Here is a 20621-nt window from a genome sequence, read left to right on the forward strand (position 1 = left end):
GTGGCCACATGAAAAATGATAATACCTTGAGTTCTCAAGAATTAACGCTAGTAGCCTTGGCAGCCCTGCTGCTCAAGCGCTGGAAGTTGATACTGGTGGTGGCGCTGGCGGTTTTTATTCCTTTCACTGTTTATGGCTTTTTTCTTACGCCTAATGTCGTGCAGTACACCACGCTTTATCATGTCGCCGAACGCGATGCACATACTCCCCTTCGCCCCATCCCCGATACCCAGCGGCGTATGGAAAGCGTTTACAGCCGGGCGGCGCGTGACGATTTAGGGGTTGGCTTCGGGGTAAGCACCGCCCACCCGCGCAATACGCTGCAGATCGCCTTAAAAACCGTGGCGGCACCGGGCAACACCGAGCGGGTCAGTGCCTTTCATCAGCGCATTATTACGCTTTTAGAAGCCTCTGACCGGGAGCGCCTTGAGCGGCGCCAGCAAGCGTGGCGTCATGCGGCCTCGTTTACCCTGCATCCGGAACTGGAAGAAACGGTAAGCCTACGCGGCGCGCAAGAAGCGCGCATGGGCGAAATGCTGCTCACCACCCAAGCCGGCGGCGTGCCGCGCTTGAGCCGCCCCTGGGCATGGCCGATGTTAGGCGCCATACTGGGGGTCATTGTGGGCATCGTCGCCGCTTGCATCGCAAGCTTTGGCGGCCATGTGGCTCGCCACTTACGCGAATCGACATAACAACACGATGTCTGCTTACTCTCCGCCGTTTTGTGCCGAACAGGAGCGCGCCTTTAGCTGGCAAACGCTTTGGCTGTTGCTGTGCTTCTTAGCGGTTGCGTTGGGCGGCGGCGTGTTGGGCTCCCCTTTCGTTACCTACGTATTCACCTTCGGCGTTGCAGGGGCGGGGGTATTGGTCTTCAGCGTTGGCCGCAGTATGAATACCTTACTGGCCATTCTGCTCGTTTATGCGCTGTGCGCCTTTTATTACACGCTGTGGGGGCTGGCGTTTTTTGAGCAGGATACCCGCAACCTACTGGCCGTGTTTAAAAACCTGCTCATCCTGGCGGGCATGGCCTGGGTCGCCGTGCATTTTCGTGGCTTCCCGCGGTGGTTGCCGTTGACGTTAGCCGCCTATTTTTTGCTGCTTACCGTGCAGCCTTGGCAAGCCGCGCGCTTTAGCCTGCCTTGGGCGGGTTATTTGATGAATACCTACGTCCCCTTGGCGGTATTCTTCCTCGCTTTTTACACGGTAACCGCGAAACAGCCGCACCGGGCTTTTATTCCCGCGTCCGGTAGCCTTTATGTGGGTACGCTACTGGTGCTTATTAGCGCGCCGGTCGGGTGGCTGGTGAGCCACATCCTGCTCGATACCGAACTTATTTCGCTTCAGCAAGCGTTAAAAGGGTATTCGCATATAGAGGGTTATCCGCGAAACTGGTGGGCTTATTTAGGCGGTAACCTTTATTTACGTTTAAGTGGCACGGCGGAAGACCCGATTTTTTATGGCTATTTAGCGGGGTTTTTCGCCTACATCTGGCTTGTGCGGGGTGCCCTTGTGTGGGCAGGCTTGCTTACCCTTATCGTCATTGCCGCGGTGGCCAAAGGCGCGATGATGCTGCTGTTGGGGGGGGTGGCCTTTTGGACCGTGTTGCATTTTTTGCACCCTTTAAGCTTTCTGCGCTCGTTACTTGGTGCCTTGTTGCTGGCGGCGTTGGTGGGCTTTTATGTTGTTGCCTCTGGCGTGTCTCAGACAAGCGCGGATATTCATGTGCTCGGGCTGTGGCTGCCGTTTGAGCAAGTGCTTAAAGGCGAGGTAGGCCTGTTTCAGGTGCTCTTCGGGCATGGTATCGGCAGTAGTGGCAATCTTTACAAAGCCATGATGGGCAGCGAGCTTTCCCACCTGCAATGGCTGCAAGGTGGCGCTGAGAGTGGCTTTGGGCTGGTGTTTTACCAAACGGGGGCGGTTGGGTTGGGGCTTTTGCTCGCCCTTATTGCGTGTGGGTTTAAGCGCTGCCAGACAAGCGCGGCCCGTGGGCTTTGGTTAGTGTATTGGGCGAACGCGGCGGTGCAGGAAAACCTCATCAACTTGAACTTCATTACTTTACTGTTAGTTACCGTTGCTATTTTAGAACTTTCAGATTTAAGGCTTTCAGATAAAAAGGATCGTGCGAATGCATCTGGCCATTACCAACCACACCGGCGCGCGTAACCGGGGAGCGGAAGCGCTGGTGCGCTGTATGGCGGATGGCTTTCGTCGTTACTACCCTGAGCTTGCTGTTGCGCTCTATTCCAGCGACCCGCTGTATGATCAGTGGCGCTTTCAACACGATGTCACTGCGTATTGGGGGTATCCACTGCTGACGCCGAACCATGCGCGCGCGATGGCGGTGAACCGCTTGGCTTACCGGGCCGCGTATTGGGCTGAATTCGCCCTGCCGGCGACCCTACGCGGCAGCTGCCTGCGCGTGCAGCGCGATTTACGCCAAGCGGCGGTCTCGGTGGCGGCCGGTGGGGATATTTTCACCTCGGATTATCACAACCTGCGAAAGCATTTGGCCTACCCGTTAATGGCACGCGGCACCCCGATGTATTTGTGCAGCCATTCGATTGGGCCCTTTACCCCGGCGGATCGGGATTACTTTTGCCGCGCGGCCGAGAAGATCGACCTCATCACGGTGCGCGAAGACGATAGCTTTGCGTATTTGCGCTCCCTGGACGTGCAAACGCGGGTCGAGCCAACCGCCGATGTCGCGTTTACCCTCGCCGTGCCTGACAAAGCGAATAGCAAAAGCTGGCTGGCGAAACGCTACGGCTTTGATGACAGCATCCCGTGTGTGGGGCTTTCGATCAGCCAGGGGATCATCCAGTATTCAGGGCTTGATGCTGACGCTTACTACCAGTGCTTTGCCGAGGTGTGCGATGCCTTACTCACAGCGGGCAAACAGATCATGCTAATCCCCCATGTGATGGAGCGCCACCCCGCCAATAATGATGTGATTGCCTGCGATGAGGTGCTCAAACGTATTAGTGCCAACGGCCGGGTAACCGTGCTCAGCGGTGAGCCTGGCGCGGTGGCGTTAAAGGGCGCCATCGGGCAGTGTGAGGCGTTGATTGGCACGCGCACGCACGCGACGATCGCGTCGATGTCGCAGGGCATACCGACGGTTAGCGTTGCCTACAGCCGTAAAGCGTTCGGCATTATGAAAGATGTGTATGGCCACACCGACGGCCCCGCCCTCACCGTGGCGGCTGAGCAGTTATCGCCCAAGGCGCTGTTACACGCGCTGGAAAAGGCAATGGCAACGCCGATTAACGCTTCACATTTAGCGGAGATTAAGCAGCGCGCGGAACGTAATTTCACTCTGTTAAGCACTTTACTATGAGCGCCATGTTGTCGCGATTAACATCGTCACTCGTAACCTTATCGCTGTTAACATTATCCCTGCTAAAGAAGGGGTGGCGCTCATGGCCGGGCCATGTGGTGAAGCTGATTTTTTCGTTTTCGCTAGTGGCGCTACTGATTTACCAAACCGAGCTTGATGCGGTGGCGGGCGCGATGGCCAGCGCGCATTGGGGCTTAATTGTGGCGGCAACGTTAATGGTGTTGCTGGGCGTGGTGGTGCTGCAAGCGTATGAAGTCTTTCTTTCCTTGCCAGTTGCTATGCGCCCTTCTCTGGTGCAGCTTGCCCGCATTAATTTGGCGATGATGTTTTATGCGTTTTTTATGCCCACGGGGCTAACCTTCGCGGTGCGTTGGGCAAAGTATCGCGCGCTTGGGCTTGAGGGCTTACATTCAGCTGCTCTGGTCGGGGTGCATAAGCTTCTGCAGCTGATGGTGGCGCTGGCCTTTTTTGTCGTCGGCTATTTTGCCTTCCCGGTCGCCACGCACCCGGCCGTGGATACCATGATGTTGGGCCTGCTGCTGTTGCTGGCGGGGTTAATCGCGTACTTCGGCTGGCTGAGCTTTCATCCCCGCACGCCTGTCACCCAAGGCCCGGCTATCGTGCAAAAACTGCTGAGCGTGACGTTGCTGTTTCAGCGCCTGCCGGTAGGCGATAAGCTGCGCTGCCTTACCCTGGCGGTAATGCAGCATCTGTGTATCGTGACCAGCGCGTACTGGGTCTTGCTCGCCATCGAGCCGGATACGCCGTTATTCGCGGTGATGATGATTCGCTCTTTATTGGTGGTGTTGCTCGTTGTTCCCCTTACGGTGGCGGGCGTGGGCGTTCGCGAGTTGGTGTTTTTTACCCTGTTCCCGTTTTACGGCGTGGAGGCACAAACAGCGCTCACCGCCTCACTGGTACTGCTGGGTATACAGCTTTTTGTCGCCTGTTTAGGGGCGCTTAGCGAACTCAAGCAACTTGTGCTAAGCCTTAAAGCGTCACTCAAGGTAACGACATAATGCGTTCTTTACTTCAAGATAATGTCTTGCCTAATGACCTGTGCATCGGCTGCGGGGGGTGTACCTTCCATATCGGCGGGGGTAGCAAGATGGCGTTAGATGAACGCGGCCAATACACGCCGGTGATCGCCTCGGATGCCGACGCTTCAGTGGCCGACCCCCTCTGCCCGTTTTCCGGCATGGCGGATGACGAAGATACCCTCGGCCAAGCGTTGTTTGGCGACCGGGGTTGTGGACAAACCGGCCTTACGCATGACGCGCGCCTGGGGTTTTATCGCTCGGTGAGTGTCGGCCATGCGAATGAAGGCGACTTTCGCCTTGCGGGGAGCTCCGGCGGTTTAACCAACTGGCTACTGCATGAACTCTTTCAGCAGGGGGAGATCGATGCGGTCATTGGCGTTGGCGAGCTAGCGCATGCGCCGGGCGGCACGCAGTACGGTTATCAAATCATCGAATCGGCAAGCGAGCTGCACCGCCTGGCGAAGAGCAAATATTACCCGGTCACGCTTGATGAGGTGCTTCGCTCCGTCCATGCGCGCGATTTGCGCTATGCGTTTGTCGGTGTGCCCTGCTTTGTCAAAACGGTGCGCAACCTGTGTCGCCAGCACCCGGTGCTTGAGCAGCGCATTCGCTTTTGTATCGCGATCGTGTGCGGGCATTTGAAAAGCCGCGCCTTTGCCCAGTCCATCGGCTGGGAGCTTGGCGTGGCCCCCGCGACGTTGGAGTCGGTTGATTTTCGCGTCAAGGTGCCGGGGGCGCCTGCTAACCGCTATGCCGTCGAGGTAAAAGGGGCGCATACACGCCGGCAACAACAGGTGTTTGATCTGTTTACCAGCGATTGGGGGCTTGGTTTTTTCAAATATAAAGCGTGCGACTTTTGCGATGACATCGCCGGGGAAACCGCCGACGTTACCTTCGGCGATGCCTGGCTCCCAGAGCCGGTGAAAGCGTGGCAGGGACACAATATCGTGGTGGTGCGACACCCGCTCATTGCGCGCCTTTTGGAACACGCCAACAAGGCAGGTCGCATTACGCTTGAAGGTGTCACAAGCGACGATTTTGTCGCCTCGCAGGGGGCTAACTACCGCCACCGACATGATGGCTTGGCGATTCGCTTGCAAGACGCCAAAGCCGCCGGTGAATGGGTGCCCCAGAAGCGCATCGCTGCGTCCTACGCCCATGCGTCAAAAAAACGCCAACGCGTGATACGGCTGCGTAACCGGCTGCGCGAGGAGAGCCACCGCGCGTTTATCACGGCCAAACAGCGCGGCCGCTTCAAAACGTTTAAACGCAAGATGCAACCTCGCGTTTTGCACTACCACCTTGCGGCGGGAAGTTTGACCAAGTACCTAGTGAAACGTGTGCTGATTAACGTGCGGCGGGTGATAAAAATACGCGTGTGACCGTGTGGCAAATCGACGTTTATTGTCGCTATAGGCGGTGTATATGACCTTTTGGCTGCCTATGATGGTTTAGACCTAATGCCATCTCTCATTCAACTTCTGATTCAGCGTCAGGTGAGTTTTTTATCATTTCGTATGGAGACACCTTTTGAAACCCCCTCGCCTTCACTTCTTGAACACGCCTTTCGATCTGATCAGCCAGCAGGAGACGTTAGAGCTCATTCGCGCTTCACGTGGTAGTGAAAACCTGCACTACATTGTCACTCCCAACGTGGACCATACGCTGCGTTGCCAGTCATCCGCTGAGCTCGCATCCGTGTACCACAATGCTTGGCTTAGCGTATGCGATAGCCAGATCATCGCGAGAATCGCCAGGGCGAAGGGGTACCCTATCGCGCATGTGGTGACAGGTAGCGATTTAACCCGCGCGCTGTTTACGGATGTGTTCACGCCGGATGAAAGGCTGACGGTCATCGGCGGTGAGCATGAGGTGATCGAAGGCTTGCGTGACAGGTTTAAGCTCACATCGCTTAATCATCACAACCCGCCGATGAACTTTATCAACGACGAGGCGGCGATTGATGCTTGCTGCCATTTCGTTGCCGAGCATCCAGCTGATTTTATCTTGATCGCCGTCGGCTCGCCCCAGCAAGAGACTTTAGCCGCCCGGCTAGCGCAGACCCCAGGGGCTCGGGGTGTTGCGTTATGCATTGGCGCCTCCTTACTTTTTCTCACCGGACGGGAAAAACGCGCCCCCCGCTGGATGTCTCGTGTAGGCCTTGAGTGGTTATTCCGGCTAAGCCAAAACCCTAAAAAACTGTGGCGACGTTATGCCAATAACCTGCGTATTTTCCCGCTTGCCTGGCAAGCGCCGCGCTTTGAAAAATCCGCACTGACAACACATTTCAAGGAGAAAGAATAATGCTATTACCGGTCATTATGGCAGGCGGTGCGGGAACCCGGTTGTGGCCATTATCTCGCCAACAGTTACCGAAGCAATTCTTGCCGCTGACCCCTCAGGCAAGCACGTCTCAGCAGAGCACGCTGCAACAAACCCTGCTGCAGCAAACCATACAGCGCTTAGATGGGTTAGAAACCCATCCGCCGATGGTCGTTTGCCACGAAGATCATCGGTTTATTGTCGCAGAACAGCTCCAGCAATGCGGCCGGCTTGATGATAGCCACATCATTTTAGAGGCGTTATCAAAAAGCACCTCGGCAAGTATCGCCCTGGCAGCGTTTACCGCCTTGGAAAAGGGTGGCGATCCAACGCTCGCGGTACTTTCCGCCGACCACTATCTTGACGACACAGCAGGCTTTCATAAAAGTCTGCAACACGCTGAGGCACTTGCCGAACAAGGCTATCTGGTGGCCTTAGGGGTTAAACCGGGTTACGCCGAAACCGGGTACGGGTATATGCACATTGGCAAAGGCATCGCCAATGGCTTTAAGGTCGAAACGTTCAAGGAAAAACCGGATCACGCTACCGCAACCGCTTACCTCGCAAGCGGTGATTACTGGTGGAATACAGGTATTTTTGTCTTTAAAGCCAGCCGCTACCTTGAGGAACTCGAACGTTTCCAGCCTGAAATATTCGCTGCATGCGCTCAAGCGCATCACGACACGACAAAGGACATGGATTTTTTAAGGCCTAGTGCAACAGCGCTGGCGCAGTGCCCGAGTGTGTCGGTTGATTACGCCGTCATGGAGCTGACGCAACATGCAGCGGCGGTGTTGTTGGATAGCGCTTGGAGTGATGTTGGCTCATGGGAGGCATTATGGAAACTGGGCAAAAAAGACCACGCTAACAACGTACAAAACGGCGATGTGGTTTTACTCGACAGCAAAAACAGCTACGTCTCCAGCAGCGGCCCGCTCGTCGCGACGCTGGGTATCGACAACGTGGTGGTCGTGGCAACGGATGACGCGGTTCTCGTCAGCCGCCGCGATCACTTACAGGATGTTAAATCGGTGATCGATGTCCTGCACCAAGCAGGGCGCTCTGAGTTGGTAAAACCCAGCCATGTGTATCGCCCGTGGGGGTACTACCGCGTGCTCAATACCGGTGAGCGGTTCCAGGTTAAACAAATCACCGTCAAACCCGGCAAATCTCTATCGTTGCAGCGTCACCACCACCGCTCAGAGCACTGGGTCGTGGTAAGTGGCACAGCCGAAGTCACGCTGGAAGAAGAGACCTTTTTCATTAGCGAGAATGAATCAACCTATATCCCTTTGGCGAAGGTTCATCGGCTGAAAAACCCAGGCATCATTGATCTTGAGCTAATTGAAACGCAGTCTGGAAGCTATTTAGGCGAGGATGATATTGAGCGCCTTTCAGACGATTACGGGCGTCGCTAGCGGTAGAACAGGGGAGGCTCTCACGGCTGCTTGTTAATAAACCCGCGTGTCAGCGTCATGGCGAGGATGCGTAAATCAAAGCCGAGTGACCAGTTATCGATATAATAAAGGTCGTACGCCACGCGCTGTTTCATAGCGTCGAGGTTTTCCGTATTGCCGCGCCAACCACATACCTGCGCCCAGCCGGTCATGCCCGGTTTGACACGGTGGCGCTGCATGTACATATCGATATGGTCTTTGTAGTGGTCGTTGTGGTCCATCGCGTGGGGACGTGGGCCGACGAGCGACATTCTGCCTTGTAGCACGTTATACAGCTGCGGCAGCTCATCGAGGCTGGTACGGCGTAAAAACGCACCCAGCGGCGTGACACGCGGGTCATCAAAAGCGGCCTGCTCAGTGGTGGCGCTTTGGTGTACGTTCATGGTGCGGAATTTGTAGATTTTAAAACGCTTGCCGTCTAGCCCATGGCGCTCTTGCTTGAAGAGCACCGGGCTTCCCATCGTCCAGCGGATGGCAATGGCAACCGCTAGCATGATCGGCAGAAACGCCATAAAAATCGCTAGCCCCAGCACCCGGTCTTCTAGGTTTTTTACTACCCGCATTGGGCCGCTGAGCGGGGTGTAATTGAGCTCCAATGAGTAAAGCCCCGCTATCTCTGTGATGCGGTGGTTGAGTAGGCGAATATCGGGAAGGTCCGGGAAGTAACGCACGGTCGCGGGTACCCCGGCCAGTAGCGCCATCAGCTGGCGCACGCGCTCGCCGTCTGCAAGCGAGTAACCCAGCCATATTTCATCAAAATCACGCTGAAACACGCAAGTGTGTGCCAGCTTTCTTATCTTGACCAAAAAGCGCTTATCGTTGGTGTCGAGGGCGTCATCAACATAGCGCTTATAGACCACGTAACCGGCGTGGGGGGTATTAATTACGTTACGCTCTAGCAGCGCGAGATTGTCTTCATGCCCGATGAGCAAAATACGCTTGACGTTATGGCCAGAGGTGCGCACGTGGCGTAAATAGAGATAAAGGCCTATACGGGTCACATTGCCTATCGCAAGTACCGTAAGTGCTGCGGTGCCCATCCATACACGCGAGAAGAGCTGAACGCTGTGTAACAGGGTAAGCAACAAGCTGAGCAGCACAATGGTCGCCACCCAGGTTAGGGTGTAAACACCCAACATGGTGTAAAGACTACGACCGCGCCAGGGTTGATAAAGGCTTAAAAGCTCGCCGATAGCGGGAAAAAGCAGGCCGCCAATTAATATCAAAAACAGATAGTCACGATTGGCGGCATCCACGTGCGGCATCAACCAGAGCGATAAATACGCACTGGCAAATATAATCGTAGCGTCCAAACAGCGCATGGCACGCCGCTGCCAATCGCTGCTTGTGAAATTTTTCCCCGATACCATCCGTCGTTATTCCGATGAAGGCGTGCTAACGTTCGCTGTCATCGATGCTAGAAGCTCCATGCTCTTCACCAGGTCATCGCTTTCCAGATTGCCAACGGCGGACTCAAGCGCGAGCCGATCAAGCACGTAGTTGCCCAGTGTGTCCACGTACTTGATACGCTGGTCATAGAGACTGGCGCGGGCATCGAGTACGTCGACCATGTCGCGCAGGCCAAACTGCTCGCCGCGCTCGGCGGCGTCTAAAAAGAGCTGACTGGATTCAATGGCTTGCTTGAGTGCATCCAAGCGGCGAATACCGCCGTTGAGCGAGCGCAGGCGGGTGCGCACTTCTTGAACGGCGAGGTTACGCTCGTTATCCACGGCCGCTTGGCCGGCTTTGATGCGTTTTTCGCCTTGGCGCACGCTGGCGTTGGTGTAGCCGCCACGGTAAATCGGCACGCTAACTTCCATCCTGGCGGTAACGTCTTCGCTGGTGCGCAGCCGGTCGTCACTGTCGCGGTCGGAGTAGCTCAGATTGAGGTTGAGTTCCGGGAAGTAGCCCGCTCGGCGGGTGCTGGTGTCCGCTTCGGTGGCGTTTTGCTCTGCACGCGCAAGCTGTACGTTGAGATTCTGCCCGGTGCGCTCAAGCCAAGCGTTCTCCTCCCCCCATTCGCGTTGCAACGCCACATTGGAGAGCTCGCCCACCGCTAGCCCACGCATATCGGGGCGCGTGCCGGTTAAGCGCTCCAGTTCGCTGAGGGCGTTATCCAGTTCGTTTTCGGCTTCGACGGCATCGGCGATCGCTTGATCGAGGCGCGACTGCGCTTCGAGTAGGTCAACGCGGTTGCCGACCCCCAGGTCATAGGCGCGACTGGCTTGGCGTACTTGTAGCTCTAAAGACGCCTCTTGGGACTCCAGAAGCCCCAACCGCTGTGAGGCCAAGTAAGCCTGCACGTAGGCTTCGCTCACGCTAAGGGCCAGGTCGCGCTCCACCACGGCAAGCTGCATCTCGGCGGCGCTGATCTGCGCATCGGCGACGCTGAGTTTACGCCAGCGCTCTAGGCTAAACAGCGGCTGCTGGAGCTGCACGCTCCAGTAGTGCTCGTCAAACTCGCCGGGGCGTTGCGCGGGCTGATCCAGCCCGAAGTCGTCGGGCTCGGTCTGCACGTTGGTGGAGTCCTGCCATAGATAGCCGCCACTGGCGCTGATTTGCGGCAGCAGCTGCGAGCGCGCCAGCGGGCGCTCTTCGCGGGTGGCTTCTAGTTCATAGCGTTGGCGTGAAAGCTCGGCGTCGTTATCCAGCGCGCGGGTGAAAAGCGCGGGCAACGAAGGCAGCCGCGACGTCGCCACGCTCGCGTCATCCAACGCTTCAAACTCGGCCACTGCCTCATCACCAGCGGGGACGCCCTCTTGAGCGGGCGCGTCGTTTTGAGCGGATACGTCATCTTGAGCGTAAAGGGGAACTGTTATCGCGATGGCCAGTGCAAGCGGCGCGAGACGAAACCCTAAGCGTGTTGTACGCGTCATCAATCCTCCCGAATGGCGCGAGCCAACATGTCGGTGATGGGTTTGGCGATGTAGCTGGCAAAGGTGCGTTCGCCGGTACGGATCATGACTTCGGCGGGCATGCCGGAGAGCAGCTGCATTTGCTCGGTCATCTTCTCGCGTCCTTGTTCGGTCACCCTCACCCGTGCGCGATAGTACTGCTCGCCGGTGGCTTCGTCTTCAAAGCTATCGGCGCTGACGTGAATCACTTCGCCGTCGATCACGTCGGTCAAGCGCTGATTGAAGGCGCTGAAACGAATCTCGGCGAATTGGCCGACAAAAATATTATCAATGTCACGCGTAGGGATACGCGCAGCCACCACGAAGCCGTCATTGGAAGGCACGATATCCATGATCTTGTCGCCGCCGCGAATCACCGCGCCTTCGGTGTGTACTTCAAGCCCGACCACGGTGCCGGACACCGGTGCGGTGATCGTCGTACGCTCGACCTGGTCTTTAAGCGCGACAATCCGCTCTTCGGCCTCGGCGATTTGGGCTTGCGCCTGACGCAGCTGCTCGCCGACCTCTTTTTGGAACTCCTGCTGCTGAATTTCACGCTCCATGCGGTTTTCGCTGATTTGTGATTTCAACTGCGCAATATTAGAGCGGTATTCGGCGTTACTGCCTTCAAGCTGAAGAATCTGGCGCTCAAGCTCGCGCAGGCGCTGGTTGTCGTCGAGCCCCTCTTGAAACAGCGAGCGAAAGTCGTCGGCTTCATCGCGCATGGAGGCGATGCGGCGCGTATTGACGTCGATACGCTCTTCCAGCCCGTCGATCTGCTCGCGCATTTGCACGATCTGCTCATCCAGCGCTTGCAGTGTACTTTCAAGCGACTGCTTACGCGCCACAAAAAGGCTCTGCTGCACGGCGAGCACCTGCTGTACGCGGGGGTTCTCCACGTCTTGCAGATCCTTGGGAACGGTCATCATCTCGGCGCCTTCCTGCTCGGCGAGCAGGCGGGCTTCCATCGCCCGGTTGATCAGGTACTGCGAGCGCGCAATTTCCAGCTGTGAGCGGACCTGGGTATCACTGAGTTCTATCAGCGTATCGCCGGCGTTCACTTTGTCGCCGTCTTCCACGCGTATGGCGTCGACAATACCGCCTTCTAAGTGCTGCACCGTGCGCTTGAACGACTCAATGGAGACGCTGCCCGGTGCCACCACGGCAATGGCGAGCGAGGCCGTGGCCGCCCAGGTGCCAAAACCACCAAAAGCCAGGAGCAAAATGGCAAACCCGAGCTTGCGATAGCCTTTATCGCTGGTCGGCAGTCGCTCTTCTGCCTCGCCCTCTATGGTGGCGGGGCCTTTGGGGGTGACGTCGATCTCAGATTTGGCGGGCACGTTACGCGTGCTATTGGGGCGATCATCGCTCATGGTTTACTTCTCCTCACCGCGGCCACCGGGGATAGCGGATAAACGCGCGGAGTTTTGGCTAACTTGCGCACGCGGCTTCTTGGCGAACTGTGCCAGCACTTCGTCACGCGGGCCGAACATGCTGACCTGGCCTTCTTTCATGACCAGAAGCTTATCCATGTTCTTGAGTACGCTGGTGCGGTGGCTGATCACAAAAAGAGTGGCGCCTTCCGCTTTGAGCTGTCCAATGGCTTGGGCAAGCGCCCGTTCGCCGGCGTCGTCCAGGTTGGCGTTGGGCTCATCTAGCACGACCAGCACCGGGTTGCCGTAAAGCGCCCGCGCGAGGCCCACACGCTGACGCTGGCCGCCAGAGAGGGCGCCGCTGGTCGAGGAGATGACCGTGTCGTAGCCGTTAGGCAACTCCAAAATCATTTCGTGCATGCCGGCTTTTTTCGCGGCGGCCACGACTTTTTCGGGGTCAACATCACCAAAACGGGCGATGTTCTCACTCACCGTGCCGTCGAAAAGCTCGATATCCTGGGGCAAATAGCCAATGTAGGGGCCAATTTCGTCGCGGTTATACTGCGTGATCACGCCGCCATCGAGGCGCACATCGCCCACCTGCGACGGCCAGATACCCAGCAATACCCGGGCGAGCGTGGATTTACCCGCCGCACTGGGGCCAATAATGCCGATATGCTCGCCCTTCTCAACGGCGAAGTTAATGCCACGAATGGTGGCCATGCGTGAACCGGGAGGCGCTGCCGCCACGCCTTCGATGCTGACATTCCCCTTCGGCGCCGGTAGCGACATGCGCTGCTGCTCTTCAGGAATTTGCGTCAACAGCTCGTTTAAGCGGTCATAGGCGCCTCGGGCGTTCACAAAGCCTTTCCACCCCCCGATCATTTGATCGATCGGCGCCAGCGCCCGCCCCATAATGATCGAGCCGGCGATCATCATGCCGGGGGTCATATCCCCCTGCAGCACCAAAAAAGCACCCAAGCCCAGAATCATTGATTGGAACAGTAAACGTAGGACCTTTGAGCTATTGGTCAAGGCGCCGGCGCGATCACTGGCCTGGGACTGCTTGGAGAGAAATTCGTGATGGCGCTTGGACCAGCGACCCATGATGCCGGGCAGCATCCCCATGGCGTGAAGCACTTCGGCATTACGAAGGTTGGAGTTGGCCAGGTTCTGCGCTTGGATATGCTCGCTGTTGGCTTCCGCGAGCAGCTTTTTGGTCGCTTTCTCATTGGCGATGGCAAGTGCGAGCAAAATAATGCCCGCACAGGTGGCGAAAATACCCAGCCAAGGGTGAAAGAGGAAAAGCACGCCGAGATAGACTGGCACCCACGGTGCATCGAAAAACGCGAACAAGCCGTTGCCGGTTAAAAACTGGCGTAGGCTGGTCAAGTCGCTGAGGGGTTGCGCGCTCTGCCCCCCTTGAGCCACCAAACTACGGCGGAACATGGCGCCGTAAAGGCGCTCGTTTATGGTGGTATCCAGCTTGTTGCCCACACGCACTAGCATGCGCGAACGCACCAACTCTAGCCCCCCCATCACCGCAAATAGGAACACGACCAACAGCGTCAACATAATCAGCGTATCAACGCTTTGGGTGCTGAGAACGCGGTCGTAGACCTGGAGCATGTACATGGGGGGAACGAGCATCAGCAGGTTAACAAACATGCTGAAAAAGCCCACCGATGCGAACGAACCTTTGCAGGCTTTTAGCGCACGCTGCAGATCCGTTGCTTCCTGTTGCTTTGCCATGGAGGGTTCACCGTTGAATCAAGTAGACGTCAAGCGCGGAAATGAATCGCGGCAGCATAACAGAAACGCCCCTGTGAAGGGTAGGCCAACCTCCCCTCAAGACGAGGCGCTATGACCTGCGTCACTCGCTGTATCCCCCACAGTGCTTGCTTATTGTCTGATGCCTCCTTCGACAAGCTCAGGATGAGCGGCATGGAAAGACCGCTCGCCCTGAGCCTGTCGAAGGGTGAGCCTGTCGAAGGGTGAGCCTGTCGAAGGGTGAGCCTATCTAAGCCCCCCAAGTGTGAATTACCCACTCGCCGTAAACCGCCTCGTCCTGCCAGATTTTGTCTTCCCACGCCACCTGCTCATCGCGGTTGAACACCACAAGGTGGGCTTCATCCGCGCCTACTTGATCCGCATAGTCGGCGGTCTGTTCCAGCCCCTTGGCGATGGTGGCCTCGCGACTTTGGTGCTGAAGTTTTAGCTCGATCACCACGCGCTGTACCGGGCCGTTAAAGCCCTGCACGATATCCAGTGGCCATTCGATAAAAAGATCCGTGCGCTTGCGCCCCAGCCCATACTCGCGGGTGATACGCCCGCCGCCGTTGATAATGCGCTGCAGAAATGCCTGCATCACAAGTTGCGGCCCGGCTTCTTTGTACTGGAAACGCTCCAGCCAGCTCTCGGCGTGTTCACGGAAGAACTGCTGAAAAGCGGCTAACAGCTTGGGCGTATCAAGCCGGTGATCAGGCCGTAGATACCAGGCCTGCTCCTGGTTGGGGATGCGCGTCTGCATGATCCAGGTCAGATCACGCGGGATCACCTCGCGGTAAATCCGGTTGCTGATGCGCAGCGAAGGGCGTGTTTCGATCAACCCCAAATCTTCAACGTACTGCTGGTCGTCCGGCTTGATCGCGTCAATATCGAGGCTCTCTTCGCTAGAGAGCAGTGCGCTCATCACCCGTTGCACACGCGGCTCGCGCAGCTTGTCGGTGAGCTGATCAAGATGCGTGGCGCGAGACTGAATCAACCGCTCGCGCGCGGCGCGGTAATCCTCCAACGTCAGCGGGCGAGAACGCTCCCGGGCGGGCTTGAACTCCCAGGTCAGCTCATACCCGAGGGCATTGACCAGCCACGGTTGGCCCCGAGTGTCCTCCCAAAGCTCAGGAAAAATCGCCGGGTCCAGGGGTTGGCCGGTTTCCTCCGTATGCTGCAGCCACAGCTGTTCGCACTCTGCATAGGTGAAGTTGCCCATGCGTAGCGACTTCGCCTTGATATTGAACGCACTGCCGCCGGTGATGACCTCCGCGCCATCCTGATGCAGGCGATAGTCACGCACATCGCGCACACCGCATAGGATAATTGACTGCGGAAACGCCGCCGGGCGCTGGGCATAGCCGGCGCGGATCTGGCGTAAGAGCGATATCAGCGTATCGCCCACCAAGGCGTCGACTTCGTCCAGGAACAGCACGGTCGGCTTGTCAGACACCACCGTCCAGTATTCCAGTAACTGTTTGAGCTGGTCTTCGGCGGGCTGGTTGCGGTATTGAGCGAACCACTCCACTAAGCGCGTATCGTGCAAATACAGCCGCAGAGCACCGGCAATAGCACTGCACACCGCCGGTATTCCTTTACTTTCATCGCCCCGGGCCGCCTGCGCCCCTTCGATATTGGCGTAGGCGCAGGCGTAGCGCCCTTCCTCATTGAGCGCCTGCATCATCGCCAATAGCGTGGTGGTCTTGCCCGTCTGGCGCGGCGCATGGAGCACAAAGTAGCGCTTCTGGGCAATCAGGTGCTCGATTTCTTCCCAGTCTACGCGCGACAGCGGGTCAATATGGTAGTGATCCGCTGGCACCGTTGGGCCGGCGTTATTAAAAAAGCGCTCCATGGGGCAATACTCTGCAAAAGAAAACATCGACTACGTTAGCACACGCCGCCCGCTCGCGGCGCCTCCTTCGACACGCGCCGCGCCGCCGATGACGGGTGAAACGAACAGGGCGCCTTTCGGCGCCCTGTTCGTACAGTCCCTCGGTCTCTTGGGTCTTTATCTATACACCGGGAAGCGGGCACAGACGTCAGCGGCTTTGCCCTTTACCTCGGCTTCGATGGCACTGGTATCGCCGCCTTCAGCGAGTACATCGAGGATATCGCAGATCCAGCCGGCGAGCTGGGCGCACTCCTCTTCGCCGAAGCCGCGAGTGGTCACGGCGGGGGTACCGATACGCAGGCCGGAGGTGACAAAGGGGCTTTGCGGGTCATTCGGCACGGCGTTTTTGTTCACCGTGATATGCGCGCGGCCAAGCGCAGCGTCAGCGTCTTTGCCGGTCACCCCTTGCTTGATCAGCGAGAGCAAGAAGAGGTGGTCTTCGGTGCCGCCGGAGACGATATCGTAGCCGCGATCCATAAACACCTTGGCCATCGCCTGGGCATTTTTGACCACCTGCTGCTGGTAAGTCTTGAACTCCGGCGCCATCGCCTCTTTGAAGCAGACCGCTTTAGCGGCGATCGCATGCATCAAAGGGCCACCCTGGCCACCGGGGAAGACGGCGGACTGCAGCTTTTTCTCGATATCCGCATCGCCCTCGGCGGAGAGAATCACGCCGCTACGCGGGCCGCGCAGCGTCTTGTGCGTGGTGGAGGTGACCACGTGAGCGTGTGGCAAGGGGCTCGGGTAAACACCGGCGGCCACCAGCCCAGAGACGTGGGCCATGTCGACCAGCAAGTAAGCGCCCACTTCGTCGGCGATCTCGCGGAACTTGGCCCAATCGACGATTTGCGAGTAAGCGGAGAAGCCGGCGATGATCATCTTGGGCTTGTGCTCGCGGGCAAGCTCGGCGACCTGATCGTAGTCGATCAACCCCTGCTCGTTTAGGCCATACTGCACGGCGTTGTAGTGCTTGCCGGAGAAGTTGGGCTTGGCGCCGTGGGTCAGGTGACCGCCGGCGTCGAGGCTCATGCCGAGAATGGTGTCGCCCGGCTTCACCAGCGCCTGGAACACGGCGCTGTTAGCCTGGGAGCCGGAGTGCGGCTGCACGTTGGCGTAGGTGGCGCCGAACAGCTCCTTGGCGTACTCAATGGCGAGGTTTTCGGCGATATCGACGAACTCGCAGCCGCCGTAGTAACGCTTGCCGGGGTAGCCTTCGGCGTACTTGTTGGTGAGCTGGCTGCCCTGGGCTTCCAGTACGCGCGGGCTGGCGTAGTTTTCGGACGCGATCAATTCGATGTGGGCTTCCTGGCGCTCCACTTCTTTTTGCATGGCGTCAAACAGCACATCATCGAATCCGGCAATTGTCATGTCGCGGCTGAACATCGGCGGTGAACCTCGTAGCGAAGGGTCGATCGGGGAAACGTCGATCCGATAAAAAACGGGAGCGTTATGATAACGCAGCCCGCGCCGGGTTTCATCGCCTCTTGCTCAGGATGGCGATGAATGAGGTTCATGAAGGCGGTTGTCTGCTTCCCCCGCCATACGCAGCGCCATCTCTATCAGTGGCTGGGTGAAGGCACGCCCCGCTTCTAACGCGTCAGCTAGAACATCAAGGTCTTCGATATAATCGTGTACCATTTGGTTTCTTAGTTTGCGATAGAGTAGCCAGTCATCGGCATTATCTATCCAGCCAAACTTTTCCGCTTTGTCTAAATTATCCGCCGCTGGGCCCACCGATTCTCCAACAAACGTCAGCAGTTGAGGCAACAACTTATCTCCAACGGTATCTTGCAGACGACCAAACCGTGCGACAAACGCGTCAAGACGCTCCGCAGCATCGATGTCGTCCACCCACTCGGCCACAAGCCTTCGAGTAACGTGCGCTACACCACCAAACACGCGTGTGCTTGTAAGCTCAAGATAGTTAGCCTCTTTTTTTGCCACCCGGGCCAAAAAAGCCAACCTTTCCGCTTGAGAAACCTCGCGAAAACTCAAAGGTAGACCCCCTGCCGGTTAGCCGTTTCATGAATGGGTTTGCGCTCAAGCGAGGGTGAGTCAATTAGCACATCCACTTTTCTACCCTCTAGTAGGCGAGATACTTTCACTGCGAGTTTTGATGCCATTACAGCCGGTCGCTCTACTGGCAATGGTGTGATAACCAAAAGATCTAAATCACCCCCTTTTGCTTCGTCATTCATTCGAGAACCAAACACTTTGACGTGCGCTTCAGGCCCGAAAACTTCTTGCGTTAACGCTTTTATGCGCTGCTGATATACCTGGCTTAATCTCATAAGTTAGCCCACCCCTGCAAATACGAACTCATTATGACGGACTTTCCAATCGACTCTCTAAAAGGTGGTTGACATGATCGAGCACGGCAAGCCGCGCGCAGCGCTTGTGGTCGGTGTTCACCACGTGCCAGGGCGCGCCGGGCGTGTGGGTATGCGCCAGCATGTCGTCGATGGCGCTTTGGTAGGCGCTCCAGCGTTTGCGGTTACGCCAATCCTCGTCGGTGAGTTTGTGCTGCTTATGCGGCGTTTTGGCGCGGGCATTAAAGCGCTTGAGCTGCTCCTCTTTGCTGATGGCGAGAAAGAACTTACCCACCACGGCCCCATGCGCCAACAGCTGCGCTTCGAAGTGGTTGATTTCGCGATAAGCACGTAGCCAGTCCTGCTCTTCGGCAAAGCCTTCGACACGCTCGACCAACACACGCCCGTACCAGGTACGATCGAAAATCGTCACTCGGCCATCCTGCGGCAAACGGCGCCAGAAGCGCCAAAGCCATGGCTGAAGGCGCTCTTCATCGCTGGGCGCGGCGATGCTGTGAACGCGATAGAAACGCGCATCCAGCGCCGAGGTCACCCGGTGGATACTCCCGCCCTTACCCGCCGCGTCGTGCCCTTCAAACGCCAGCACCACCGGAATGCCGCGCTCCAAACAGCGACGGTGGTGATAGGCCAGCCGCGCTTGGGCGGCGGCGAGCGCTTCCAGGTACTCGCTTTTTGGGGGCTTGGCATCGTCGCTTTTCGACTGTTTCAGCGTCGGGGCATTCGCTTGGGTATGGTTTAGCGCTGGTTGGTCGGGCAGCGTGGGCGGATGCGTGAGCGCGTCTTGCAGTAGCTCGGTGATCTCGCGCAGCTGCTGATCCGGCGACTCGCTGACAATACAGTGCCAAGGGGCGTGCGGTGCGTGTGTCGCCTCGCGCAGGTGCCCCGCATGGCGGTCAATCACCTCGTGCTGGGCATGGCGCTGCCAGTGGTGCTCATTGATCTGCCACGCCTGCGCGGGGTCGGCCTGCATGGCGTGTAGCCGCTTGGCCTGCTGCTCGGCGTCGATATCCAGCCAGATTTTGATCACCACCACATTGTCATGGGCGAGCGTGGCCTCAAAGGCGTTGATCTCGTTTAAGCGATCCTCGAACGCACCAGCCTGAATCCGATGTTCGGCGCGAGCAAAGAGTGCATCGCCGTACCAGCCGTGAACAAAAACTCCTACACGCCCCCGCGCCGGCACGCGGCGCCAGTAGCGCCACCAATAGGGCCGTAGGCGATCTTCTTCGCTGGGCGCCAGCGCGTGTACTTCCGTTTGGCGGTTCTCCAACCAGTGGTTGAGCTGATTCACCAGCAAGCTTTTGTACGTCGCGGCGTGGCCGGCCACCACCAGCAACACGGCTTTATCCTGCTGCCGCGCCATGCTGAGCTGCGCTTTTAACAGTGCATAACGGCGGGCTTTCTCTTCCTGGTTGGTCATTGGCATCCTTTCTCGTTATCGATCACTTGGCGTTATTAAGTTGTCGAGCTAATTGCTGGTTATTAATTCATCCAGCGAGATGGAAGACCCGATATGGCGGTCTGCGAGCTTTTGGTCATCCGTCACCAAAACGAAACCTCCGCTAAGCGCAGAGGCCGAAATAATGCTATCAGGAAGCTTGAGGGACGATGTTCTGCGGATTTTGATGGCTTTGCTTTGAATGGACGTTTCTAGCTGTATCACGGTTAGCTGCTCAATCAGCTTCCTTAGCTTGACTTCATCCTCACGAGTTAAAGAAGGCCATGATAATAGCTCCATTTCCGTAATGACTGAGATCGCATAGCCATTAGCGGGTAGAGTCAGCTTTCGGTTGAGAGCATAAATAATGGCATTCGTATCCAGCAGATAACTACCATTCATCACGCATTTTCCTTTGCACTTCAACGCCATCCTGGTGCTTGAAGGCGGCTATTTCTGTACTGCTAAAATCTAACGGCGAGCCGGATGTTGGCGAAATAGCGCTGTCTTTCACCATTACCACAATATGTACGTGATGGTTTTGCAGCTCTCTGTACTCGGGTGGAATCTTCACCACACCGTTTTTGATATCGGCTTCGAATTCAATCGCGTACATACTCGTCTCCTGTCAATGACTCCAAAACTTTTTTTATAATAGTCATACACTCCTTGACGTCCATATAGTGTGAGCCTCAGCTTATCGCAGCTGGTGACCCAGCGGCACAGCACCCGCTCACCCTGATCTTGCCGGAGGATAGAGAAGTGCAAA

The 20621-nt window shown here is 57.2% G+C and carries 18 protein-coding genes; 7 read left to right on the forward strand and 11 right to left on the reverse strand.

Annotated features, from left to right (window positions below; genetic code table 11):
* The first annotated feature begins 8 nt into the window (after positions 1 to 8).
* The 7 genes from BQ9846_RS13675 (at position 9) to BQ9846_RS13705 (ending at position 8117) form a co-directional block, all read left to right on the forward strand.
* The gene (locus tag BQ9846_RS13675; protein ID WP_075881500.1) at positions 9 to 692 is read left to right on the forward strand and encodes a hypothetical protein; all 684 of its coding nucleotides are present in this window, start codon (positions 9 to 11) and stop codon (positions 690 to 692) included.
* A gap of 7 nt (positions 693 to 699) precedes the next feature.
* On the forward strand, positions 700 to 2163 hold the full coding sequence (locus BQ9846_RS13680; RefSeq protein WP_075881501.1) for a hypothetical protein: 1464 nt from the start codon (positions 700 to 702) through the stop codon (positions 2161 to 2163).
* Positions 2126 to 3337: a polysaccharide pyruvyl transferase family protein gene (locus tag BQ9846_RS13685; protein ID WP_075881502.1), complete on the forward strand. Its 1212-nt coding sequence runs from the start codon at positions 2126 to 2128 to the stop codon at positions 3335 to 3337. Before BQ9846_RS13680 ends, BQ9846_RS13685 begins: the two co-directional genes overlap by 38 nt.
* Positions 3338 to 3435: 98 nt before the next feature.
* Positions 3436 to 4356: a lysylphosphatidylglycerol synthase domain-containing protein gene (locus tag BQ9846_RS13690; protein WP_159437932.1), complete on the forward strand. Its 921-nt coding sequence runs from the start codon at positions 3436 to 3438 to the stop codon at positions 4354 to 4356.
* Complete coding sequence (locus BQ9846_RS13695) at positions 4356 to 5759, forward strand: Coenzyme F420 hydrogenase/dehydrogenase, beta subunit C-terminal domain (protein ID WP_075881504.1); 1404 nt, start codon at positions 4356 to 4358, stop codon at positions 5757 to 5759. Before BQ9846_RS13690 ends, BQ9846_RS13695 begins: the two co-directional genes overlap by 1 nt.
* A 148-nt stretch (positions 5760 to 5907) precedes the next feature.
* The gene (locus BQ9846_RS13700; RefSeq protein ID WP_075881505.1) at positions 5908 to 6681 is read left to right on the forward strand and encodes a WecB/TagA/CpsF family glycosyltransferase; all 774 of its coding nucleotides are present in this window, start codon (positions 5908 to 5910) and stop codon (positions 6679 to 6681) included.
* Positions 6681 to 8117, forward strand: coding sequence for a mannose-1-phosphate guanylyltransferase/mannose-6-phosphate isomerase (locus BQ9846_RS13705; protein WP_075881506.1), 1437 nt, complete (start codon positions 6681 to 6683; stop codon positions 8115 to 8117). The genes BQ9846_RS13700 and BQ9846_RS13705 overlap by 1 nt, the downstream gene beginning before the upstream one ends.
* Before the next feature lie 20 nt (positions 8118 to 8137).
* On the opposite strand, the gene BQ9846_RS13710 is transcribed toward BQ9846_RS13705, so the two are convergent.
* From BQ9846_RS13710 to BQ9846_RS13760, 11 genes are all read right to left on the reverse strand, one after another.
* Positions 8138 to 9478, reverse strand: a complete 1341-nt coding sequence (locus BQ9846_RS13710) for an undecaprenyl-phosphate glucose phosphotransferase (RefSeq protein WP_144049430.1) — start codon at positions 9476 to 9478, stop codon at positions 8138 to 8140.
* Positions 9479 to 9532: 54 nt separating this feature from the next.
* Positions 9533 to 11032, reverse strand: coding sequence for a TolC family outer membrane protein (locus BQ9846_RS13715; RefSeq protein ID WP_075881508.1), 1500 nt, complete (start codon positions 11030 to 11032; stop codon positions 9533 to 9535).
* Positions 11032 to 12423 (reverse strand): HlyD family type I secretion periplasmic adaptor subunit, encoded by a 1392-nt coding sequence (locus tag BQ9846_RS13720; RefSeq protein WP_075881509.1) that lies wholly within the window; start codon positions 12421 to 12423, stop codon positions 11032 to 11034. The genes BQ9846_RS13715 and BQ9846_RS13720 overlap by 1 nt, the downstream gene beginning before the upstream one ends.
* A 3-nt stretch (positions 12424 to 12426) precedes the next feature.
* A complete protein-coding gene (locus BQ9846_RS13725) occupies positions 12427 to 14175 on the reverse strand; it encodes a type I secretion system permease/ATPase (protein WP_075881510.1) in 1749 nt (582 codons plus the stop codon).
* A 268-nt stretch (positions 14176 to 14443) separates the two neighbouring features.
* The gene (locus tag BQ9846_RS13730; protein WP_075881511.1) at positions 14444 to 16045 is read right to left on the reverse strand and encodes an AAA family ATPase; all 1602 of its coding nucleotides are present in this window, start codon (positions 16043 to 16045) and stop codon (positions 14444 to 14446) included.
* 156 nt (positions 16046 to 16201) lie between these two features.
* Positions 16202 to 17467: a serine hydroxymethyltransferase gene (gene glyA / locus BQ9846_RS13735; protein WP_075881512.1), complete on the reverse strand. Its 1266-nt coding sequence runs from the start codon at positions 17465 to 17467 to the stop codon at positions 16202 to 16204.
* A gap of 105 nt (positions 17468 to 17572) precedes the next feature.
* The gene (locus BQ9846_RS13740) at positions 17573 to 18079 is read right to left on the reverse strand and encodes a hypothetical protein (protein WP_075881513.1); all 507 of its coding nucleotides are present in this window, start codon (positions 18077 to 18079) and stop codon (positions 17573 to 17575) included.
* The gene (locus BQ9846_RS13745) at positions 18076 to 18375 is read right to left on the reverse strand and encodes a nucleotidyltransferase domain-containing protein (protein ID WP_075881514.1); all 300 of its coding nucleotides are present in this window, start codon (positions 18373 to 18375) and stop codon (positions 18076 to 18078) included. Before BQ9846_RS13745 ends, BQ9846_RS13740 begins: the two co-directional genes overlap by 4 nt.
* A 31-nt stretch (positions 18376 to 18406) precedes the next feature.
* Positions 18407 to 19840: a hypothetical protein gene (locus tag BQ9846_RS13750; protein ID WP_075881515.1), complete on the reverse strand. Its 1434-nt coding sequence runs from the start codon at positions 19838 to 19840 to the stop codon at positions 18407 to 18409.
* 42 nt (positions 19841 to 19882) lie between these two features.
* Positions 19883 to 20254, reverse strand: a complete 372-nt coding sequence (locus BQ9846_RS13755) for a type II toxin-antitoxin system VapC family toxin (RefSeq protein ID WP_075881516.1) — start codon at positions 20252 to 20254, stop codon at positions 19883 to 19885.
* On the reverse strand, positions 20244 to 20468 hold the full coding sequence (locus BQ9846_RS13760; protein WP_075881517.1) for a hypothetical protein: 225 nt from the start codon (positions 20466 to 20468) through the stop codon (positions 20244 to 20246). Before BQ9846_RS13760 ends, BQ9846_RS13755 begins: the two co-directional genes overlap by 11 nt.
* Between the last annotated feature and the right edge of the window lie 153 nt (positions 20469 to 20621).

The organism is Vreelandella massiliensis, assembly GCF_900155385.1.
Taxonomy (GTDB): Bacteria; Pseudomonadota; Gammaproteobacteria; order Pseudomonadales; family Halomonadaceae; genus Vreelandella; species Vreelandella massiliensis.